This is a genomic window from Nocardia sp. NPDC059764, assembly GCF_042732555.1.
Taxonomy (GTDB): domain Bacteria; phylum Actinomycetota; class Actinomycetes; order Mycobacteriales; family Mycobacteriaceae; genus Nocardia.
Map to the genome: position 1 here is coordinate 1 of NZ_JBHWHH010000276.1, position 6,871 is coordinate 6,871.

The window sequence follows — 6,871 nt, forward strand, 5'->3', positions numbered from 1 at the left end:
CCCCAGGCCACGGACGTTCGCGCCATCTGATTCAGCGCGATTGTTTTTGAAGAGCTTCGCACCGAGGTCGGTGCGAAGCTCTTTTCATCCCAGCCGGCGCCGGGGCAGAACCCAACCCGGACCTAGCCGGATGGGTCGGCGCGGCAGATGTATGACGAGCACGGCCAGCGCCGTAGTTCTCGACGAACCTGACCAGCGCCCGCAGGCAAATTCCAACGCGCACAGACTCATTGAGCCCCGCCCGGCGTTCCGGCCAAGGCTCAGCCATAGGACTCGACTGTCCGCAGGCCAGCGTCAACCGGTGTCGAGACGGCCCGTGGGCGGACGGGTTTCCGAACATTCCGGCGTGCGGAAACGCGATCGGATCCGGCGAGGCGTTCGGGGGCGGTAGACGATCGTCTTCCGAACATGCGGTTGAGACCGGCTTGCCCAGGATCTACCGGGGATTGAGTTGGTGCCGCCCGCCCCCGATGCTCGCGGGCCGTGCTGGGGGTCGTGTGGGTGAGGACGCGGCACGATGCCAGGGGCCGGTGACGCGGCGCAGTTCATCGGTCGGGTTCTCGACACTTCCGTGGAGACGAGCGCAGAACGCTTCCAATGACCCGTATCGGGCCATGATCTGCTCCATCAACCGGGTCGCCGCCGCATTCGAAACCAATACGCTCCCTCTCTCGATGAGAACCACTGCCGCGGGGGTTGATGACCGCGGATCGGATGACCCCGCGACCGTGTTCTCGTACACCCGGTCCGGCGGTAACGCATGCACCGTATCCACCGCGAGGGTGTCCTGGGCGTGAACGGTCAGCTATTGCGGAGTTTCTGTGGACCGAACGCGCCAACGCGTGCTGATTCGTGCCACGGCGGCAGAATCCGCGCCGCTACGACACAAGGCCTCCCTAGCGTCGGTGATGGGTGATCCGGACAGGATGGGGTAGGCGCCGCATCATGTGGCTACCACGCCGCACGAACTGTCCGGTTTGCCCGGATCCGTCGTCGTGCCCTGGCGGCTCATCGGCAGCGGTCTTGCCCAACCCGCGAGGTGCTGCCGGGAGGACACAGTGCTCAACGGCCGGCGGCCCCGCTGCCGCAACCACGGTTCAGGTCCGCCGGTCCGAGCGATGGAAACCAGGACACCGGGATGCGAGGGAACTGGTCGAATGCCATGAACAGGTATCGCTTCGTGGGTAAGGACCGGCATCGGGTGGCCCGATGACCGAGTTGGCCGACCTGCACGTGCTGTGCGCCCAGATCCACCGCTTCCGCTGCCTGCTCGCGATCGATGCTGAACTGTGTACCCGCTATCCCGAACTCGCTCCGATGCTGACCGCGATGCGCGGTGCCGCCGAGACCATCCGCGGCGATGTCGGCGTCCGCCGTGAACTGGCCGGGCCGCAGATCTTCGCCCGCACCGCTGATTACGCGGTGATCCCCGCCCGGATCCGCCTGCGCTGGCGCGCTGGCGCGGACCATCAGCTGACCGCCGCCTACCTGCGCTACCAGTGCGCCGGGATCGCCGATACGTACACAGGGCCCATCACCGCGACCGAACTCCATGCCGGCCGCCCCCGCGTGCGTCGATTCGTCGTCGAGTGGGGCCGGACCGCCTGCGCCGAACCCGCCGCCGGGCCGCCTCCGCCAGATGATGCTCCGGAACCCGACCTCTGATCGTTTTCCGAACGCGGCGGGGTGGACGGGCACGTCGGACCGAACCTCCGTGACCCGCGTCATCGGACGGAGGGGTTCAGTGTCGGTTCGGATCGTGGTCGCGCCCGGCGGTGAGGGCGTTGTTGATCTCGCGTAGCGCGGTGTTGGCGTCCTCGAGCTCGAGGATGCGCGCGATCCCGGCCAGGTTGATCCCTTGTTCGGCCAGGGCGCTCACGCGCGCGAGCCGTGCGAGGTCGGCGCCGCTGTAGCGGCGGGTGCCGCCCGCGCTGCGCACCGGGCTGATCAGGCCGTGTTGCTCGTAGAGGCGCAGGGTCTGGATGCCGAGCCCGGCCAGTTCGGCGGCCACCGAGATCGCGTACACCGCCTGACCGGCCGCCGGCAGATGGCTGTGCGCTGCTTCGGGCATCTGCTGTGTCTCCCGTTTCTCGTTCATGGTCACCTGCTTGAAGATTACCTGTCGGAGGTACTTGCACTCTCTTCGGTCGAGTGCTAAATGTTATCTCTGTCAGATGACAGAGGTTATCTGAGTTTCCTTCTATCGAGAATGGAGTGAACCGGAGGTGGCGACCATGCTGATGCGCACTGATCCCTTCCGTGACCTGGATCGTTTGACCCAAGCCGTGTTCGGCACGCCGGCGCGTCCGGCGGCGATGCCGATGGACGCCTGGCGCGAGGGCGACGAATTCTTCGTGGAATTCGATCTGCCCGGCATCGACCCTGACTCCCTCGACCTCGATGTCGAACGCAACGTGGTGACCGTGAAGGCCGCACGCCCGGACCTGGATCCGGGGCGGTCGATGATCGCCGCGGAACGTACCCGCGGCGTGTTCTCCCGCCAGTTGTTCCTGGGGGACAACCTCGACACCGACGCCATCCGCGCCGACTACCGTGACGGCGTGCTGCGGCTGGCGATTCCGGTCGCGGAGAAGGCCAAGCCCCGCAAGATCGAGATCTCGCGCGCCGAGCCCGACCGTCAGGCCATCGACGCCTGAGCCCTTGGGCAGTCATACGAGGAGGTGATCCCGGTGATGATGTGCCCGCTCGACGAGGCGACCACGCAATCCGCAGCGACGCCGTGGTGGCTCGAGCCGGAGTTGCTGGGGTTGGATCCCGACGTCGAGGAATTGTTCGCCGAGGTCGACGCCGCCCTGTGTGAGGCCGCCCGCCGATGGACACCGCCGCGAGGACCCCGGGTGCCTGCGCCTCGATCGCGCTCCGTCGTGAGCTGCTGCGAGGGGTGGGCCGAACAGCTGGAGGGTCGTCGGCCCGGCCCGGATCGCGCGGGCGGGCGCGGACCGCCCCCCGACCCAGCGCCCGCGCTCTGTATCCACTGGTTACCTGTGAGAGTGAGGTGATGCCTGTCCACGATTCGCCGCAGCGGAGTACGCGTGGGGCACGTCAGGCGTATCGGTCCCAGAGCCTGCGCCTTCGCACCGCATCGCCGCAGATCCCCGATGGTCTGCGACACAGGTGCCCGGCCACCGGACGTGGCAGCAGCAGGCAATGCGATACCCCTCGCCCCACGCGCCGCAGCACCACACAATTTTCGATCTCTTCCGTCGCCGGGTGGGCCCGTTCAGCCCTTGCTTGCGGGCTCACCCACCCTTTCCGTCCCCACCCCCGGCGCGCTGACCTGTGCCGGGTTCGTAGACAGGAGACACGCGATGACCACCCCGTTTCCCGCCGGCAGCGAACTCGACCGCCCCGACCAGCACGTCCTCGTTCGACGAGCGCGACCGTGACGTCGGTCCCGACACCACCGCGCTGCACCCGCTGTCCCACTTGTAGATCGTGGACCGCGAGACGCCGAGCAGTCGGGCGATCGAGGACACCGATTCGTCAGAACGGGTCAGCAGGGCGCGGGCCTGGCGGATCTGCTCCTCGGTCATGGCCGGCGGCCGCCCGAGGCGTTGCCCGCGGGCGCGTGCGGCGGCCAGGACCTCGTTGGTGCCCTCGACGATGAGCTCGCGGATGAATTCCGCGAGTGCGGCGAACACGTGGAAGACCAGGCGGCCGCCGGGGGTGGTGATGTCGAGGGCTTCGTGCAGGGACTGGAATCCGATTCCGCGGCGGCGGAGTTCGGCGACGATCGCGAGCAGGTCCTGCATCGAGCGGCTGAGCCGATCCAGTGCCGGCACGACGAGGGTGTCGCCGGGGCGCAGGTATTCCAGGCAGCGTTGCAGTTCCTCGCGCTCGGCGTTCTTGCCGGACTTCTTGTCCGCGAAGACCTTCTGCGCGGATTGGTCCGTCGGCAGGCAATTGCCCACCGACGGCCCAGCCACACCCGCCGTCAGACAAAGGTGAAGGGCAGTCCGTTGCTGGTGCCGTCCAGCTCCACCTTGACGGTGACGTCCACCGTGCCTGTCCCCGTCGGGGAGATGGCCGTGATCTGGGTGTCGGAGTCGATGGTGAATGTGGTTGCCGTGGTGCCGAACCGCACGGTCAAGGGACCGACATTAGCGAACCCGGAGCCGGTGATCACCACAGAGCTGAAGGTCGTCGCAGGGCCGGAAGAGGGTGTCAGGGAGGTGAGAACAGGTGCCATGGTCGGACTCCAAGCCGAAAATGAATGAAAATGGTTGCCTTGCAACGGATGCCGATCTTGCTGCGGCAACCGTTACATGTCCAGTAAGCCTCCGGCGCTGGCACTTCGGCAACGGATCCACAGTTCGTTACCATTCCGGTTCTATCCGGTTTCGACCCGGTGATTCGCGGCAACAGGGTCAGGACAACTCACCCCCACACCCAGCTGGCGAGCGAGGTCGCAGCATGAACTGAGTGCTACGCCTCGGCTGCTCGGCGAGACGGCAGCGGCTCGTCGTACTTGCTGACGTTGGGCATCAGTTGGTCCTCTCCGGCGATGAGTTGCCTTGGGCCGCCCTGGGTCAGCTCAGGTACGTACTTGTAGATCGTGGACCGGGAAACGCCGAGCAGTCGGGCGATCGAGGACACCGATTCGTCGGGCCGGGTCAGCAGGGCGCGGGCCTGGCGGATCTGCTCCTCGGTCATGGCCGGCGGCCGCCCGAGGCGTTGGCCGCGGGCGCGTGCGGCGGCCAGGACCTCGTTGGTGCCCTCGACGATCAGCTCGCGGATGAATTCCGCGAGTCGCGCGTAGCCGACGAGCGCGCCTCCGCCGCCGATCGGGTCGAGCGCGTCGCCGTCGAGGACGAGCGGGGCGGGGCTGTCGAGATCGCGTGTCGCGGTGGCCATACCCGGAGGCTGTACGAGAAAGGGTCGACAAGACTTGTTGGACACCAATACTTTTCGACACGTTTTCTAGACACATGGTCGATTTGGGTGACCTGGGGTTCCGAACCACACCGCGCCGAGCTGTCGCGGGTGTTGTAAATCGACCGATTCTCAACACCCGCGCGCAGCAAGGATGGCCGCCGATCTTTCACCCGCCGCCTGTCTGACTAGAGGTTCGGAGTCTTGGCTCCAGTCGACCGTCACTGCGGGCCTTATCGTCCGCGGTATTCGCTCGGGTTGACTGTTTGCCACACGTAGCCGATCTGTTGGACATAGGCGGCCTGGTAGCCCGACAGGGGAAAGCTGGGCTTCTTCGGTTCGGCTTTGGCGGTCACCTTGAACGGTTTGCCGCTGTGGTCGACGATCTGGGTCACCTGCCCGGTCGGGGTGTCGACGGTGAGTTCGAGCTTGAACGAGCAGCCGTACTTCTTGGTGACCGCTTCGAGGGAGAGCGTGGTGGAGTCCCCGGGCTTGAGCTGAATGTTCTCCTTCGTGAAGAACGGTGGCCCGGTCGGGGCCATGTGCTCGTCGGTGTATCTGGCTTGCGGGTCTGGGGAGTCCAGATCGATGCCGAGCTTGACGTTCGGGGTCGACCCGCCCTGGCTGTATTCGGAGAAGAAGGTGCCGCCGAAGGGGTCGGTGCATTCCTTGAGTGCGCGCAGACCGGTGATGGTGACCGGCTGGTCGAGGTTGGTGCTGACGGTCATGATCACGGTGTTGTAGGTCAGCGGAATCGTGTCGTGCTGCTGATCGAAGCGTGCCTGGTTGGCGCCGGTGCCGCGGGTCGCCTCCTCGCTGAGGGTCCGCAGGTCTTCGGTGCCGAGGGTGAGCTTGTCGGCCAGCACGAAATCCAGGCTGTCGCGTGTGGTCCGAATTCCTTGCACGACCACCGGTGAATGGGGATCGTAGGTGCGCGCCAGAGGCGAAGACGACGCCGAGTCCGTGTTGAGCCAGTAGATCAGCCCGGCACCCACGAGAGCGACAACACCGGCAACCGCCATCCACACCCGGGCCTGCCCACCGAAGCGGCCCGAACGCATGTCCGTCTGGAGGGTTGATGGGCGAGGGGTGTTTCGGGCCTGCTTCCAGAGGGTTTCCCACTCAACGTATTTCGTGAGCGGAGGCTTTGATCCGGCGTCCGCGTGCAGGACCAATACCAGCGCCCAGAGCTGGTAGAAGTGGGTGGCGGGATCGCCTCTTCGTATCCAGTTCCCCACCGCCCCTTTGTTGACGGGCTCGCGGACCTCAGTCGATTTGGAGGGGAGCTGTCCGCGGCCCGCGGCATCGAGATCGCTGCCCTCCCGGATCTTGTCGTTCACGGCGGCCGTGAGCTTGTCCCATGTGTACTCGCGACCGCCGCGATGGCTTTCGGCCTTGCTTCTCAGTTCTGTCAGCCGGGCCGAGATCTCTTCGCGCGGGGTCAGATTCCGTTCAGATTTTCGCATCCCTACCCCCACGACTGGCGTTTCCGAGCGTTTCGGAAACGGGGTGATCCGGTGAGAAAAAGTGCCCTGATCATGCCGGAAAACGCTGCTGAGCAGGCGTTTCCGAAAAGGGAGGAGACGCAAACCGAGTTGCGAAACGGCGTGGAGTCGCGTTCGCGGTCGATCGGCCGCGGACACGAAAGGCACGACAGTGGATCAACTGCTCACCCAGACCCTCACGACCTACCAGTGGGTCGGCGCGGTCCTGCTCCTCGGGCTCGGCGTGTGCGTGGCCTTGGTGGTCATCGCCTTCGTCGGCATCGGCATCGCCGCCTGCGCCCACCCGAAGAAGAAGCGCCGCCGCGACGCCCGCCGCGCAATCGCCGCGCTGTCGAAGGGCCTGCGCGTGCTCGTCGACGCTATCAAGGCGTTCCGCGCCTAATACCGCGTACGCGCCCGGCGATGCCGGCATAGCGCCGCCCGGTGAACGCCGGCGGCGGACCCGGGCCGGGTGGTTCCGCACGGAGCCACCC

General features: G+C 66.3%; 8 protein-coding genes. 3 read left to right on the forward strand and 5 right to left on the reverse strand.

Annotation, left to right across the window (positions count from 1 at the left end):
• Positions 1-1,209 precede the first annotated feature (1,209 nt).
• Entirely contained in the window at positions 1,210-1,665 is a 456-nt protein-coding gene (locus ACFV4K_RS34115) for a hypothetical protein (protein ID WP_379280423.1), read from the forward strand.
• Between the two features lie 76 nt (positions 1,666-1,741).
• On the opposite strand, the gene ACFV4K_RS34120 is transcribed toward ACFV4K_RS34115, so the two are convergent.
• On the reverse strand, positions 1,742-2,098 hold the full coding sequence (locus ACFV4K_RS34120; protein WP_379280424.1) for a MerR family transcriptional regulator: 357 nt from the start codon (positions 2,096-2,098) through the stop codon (positions 1,742-1,744).
• A gap of 136 nt (positions 2,099-2,234) precedes the next feature.
• Between ACFV4K_RS34120 and ACFV4K_RS34125 the strand changes: the two genes are divergently transcribed.
• Entirely contained in the window at positions 2,235-2,657 is a 423-nt protein-coding gene (locus tag ACFV4K_RS34125) for an Hsp20/alpha crystallin family protein (RefSeq protein ID WP_379280425.1), read from the forward strand.
• Between the two features lie 603 nt (positions 2,658-3,260).
• On the opposite strand, the gene ACFV4K_RS34130 is transcribed toward ACFV4K_RS34125, so the two are convergent.
• From ACFV4K_RS34130 to ACFV4K_RS34145, 4 genes are all read right to left on the reverse strand, one after another.
• Positions 3,261-3,947, reverse strand: a complete 687-nt coding sequence (locus tag ACFV4K_RS34130; RefSeq protein WP_379280426.1) for a recombinase family protein — start codon at positions 3,945-3,947, stop codon at positions 3,261-3,263.
• 8 nt (positions 3,948-3,955) lie between these two features.
• Complete coding sequence (locus tag ACFV4K_RS34135) at positions 3,956-4,210, reverse strand: IPT/TIG domain-containing protein (RefSeq protein ID WP_379280427.1); 255 nt, start codon at positions 4,208-4,210, stop codon at positions 3,956-3,958.
• Between the two features lie 236 nt (positions 4,211-4,446).
• Positions 4,447-4,875 carry a helix-turn-helix domain-containing protein gene (locus tag ACFV4K_RS34140; RefSeq protein WP_379280428.1) on the reverse strand — a complete coding sequence of 143 codons (429 nt, stop codon included), beginning with the start codon at positions 4,873-4,875 and terminating at the stop codon, positions 4,447-4,449.
• Positions 4,876-5,126: 251 nt separating this feature from the next.
• Complete coding sequence (locus tag ACFV4K_RS34145) at positions 5,127-6,536, reverse strand: hypothetical protein (RefSeq protein ID WP_379280430.1); 1,410 nt, start codon at positions 6,534-6,536, stop codon at positions 5,127-5,129.
• Positions 6,537-6,549: 13 nt separating this feature from the next.
• Between ACFV4K_RS34145 and ACFV4K_RS34150 the strand changes: the two genes are divergently transcribed.
• Positions 6,550-6,780, forward strand: coding sequence for a hypothetical protein (locus ACFV4K_RS34150; RefSeq protein WP_379280431.1), 231 nt, complete (start codon positions 6,550-6,552; stop codon positions 6,778-6,780).
• The last annotated feature ends 91 nt before the right edge of the window (positions 6,781-6,871 follow it).

Bases quoted from the DNA above. Each gene is read 5' to 3' on its own strand.
- ACFV4K_RS34115 (WP_379280423.1), top strand. From the start codon at position 1,210: ATGACCGAGTTGGCCGACCTGCACGTGCTGTGCGCCCAGATCCACCGC.
- ACFV4K_RS34120 (WP_379280424.1), bottom strand. From the start codon at position 2,098: ATGAACGAGAAACGGGAGACACAGCAGATGCCCGAAGCAGCGCACAGC.
- ACFV4K_RS34125 (WP_379280425.1), top strand. From the start codon at position 2,235: ATGCTGATGCGCACTGATCCCTTCCGTGACCTGGATCGTTTGACCCAA.
- ACFV4K_RS34135 (WP_379280427.1), bottom strand. From the start codon at position 4,210: ATGGCACCTGTTCTCACCTCCCTGACACCCTCTTCCGGCCCTGCGACG.
- ACFV4K_RS34140 (WP_379280428.1), bottom strand. From the start codon at position 4,875: ATGGCCACCGCGACACGCGATCTCGACAGCCCCGCCCCGCTCGTCCTC.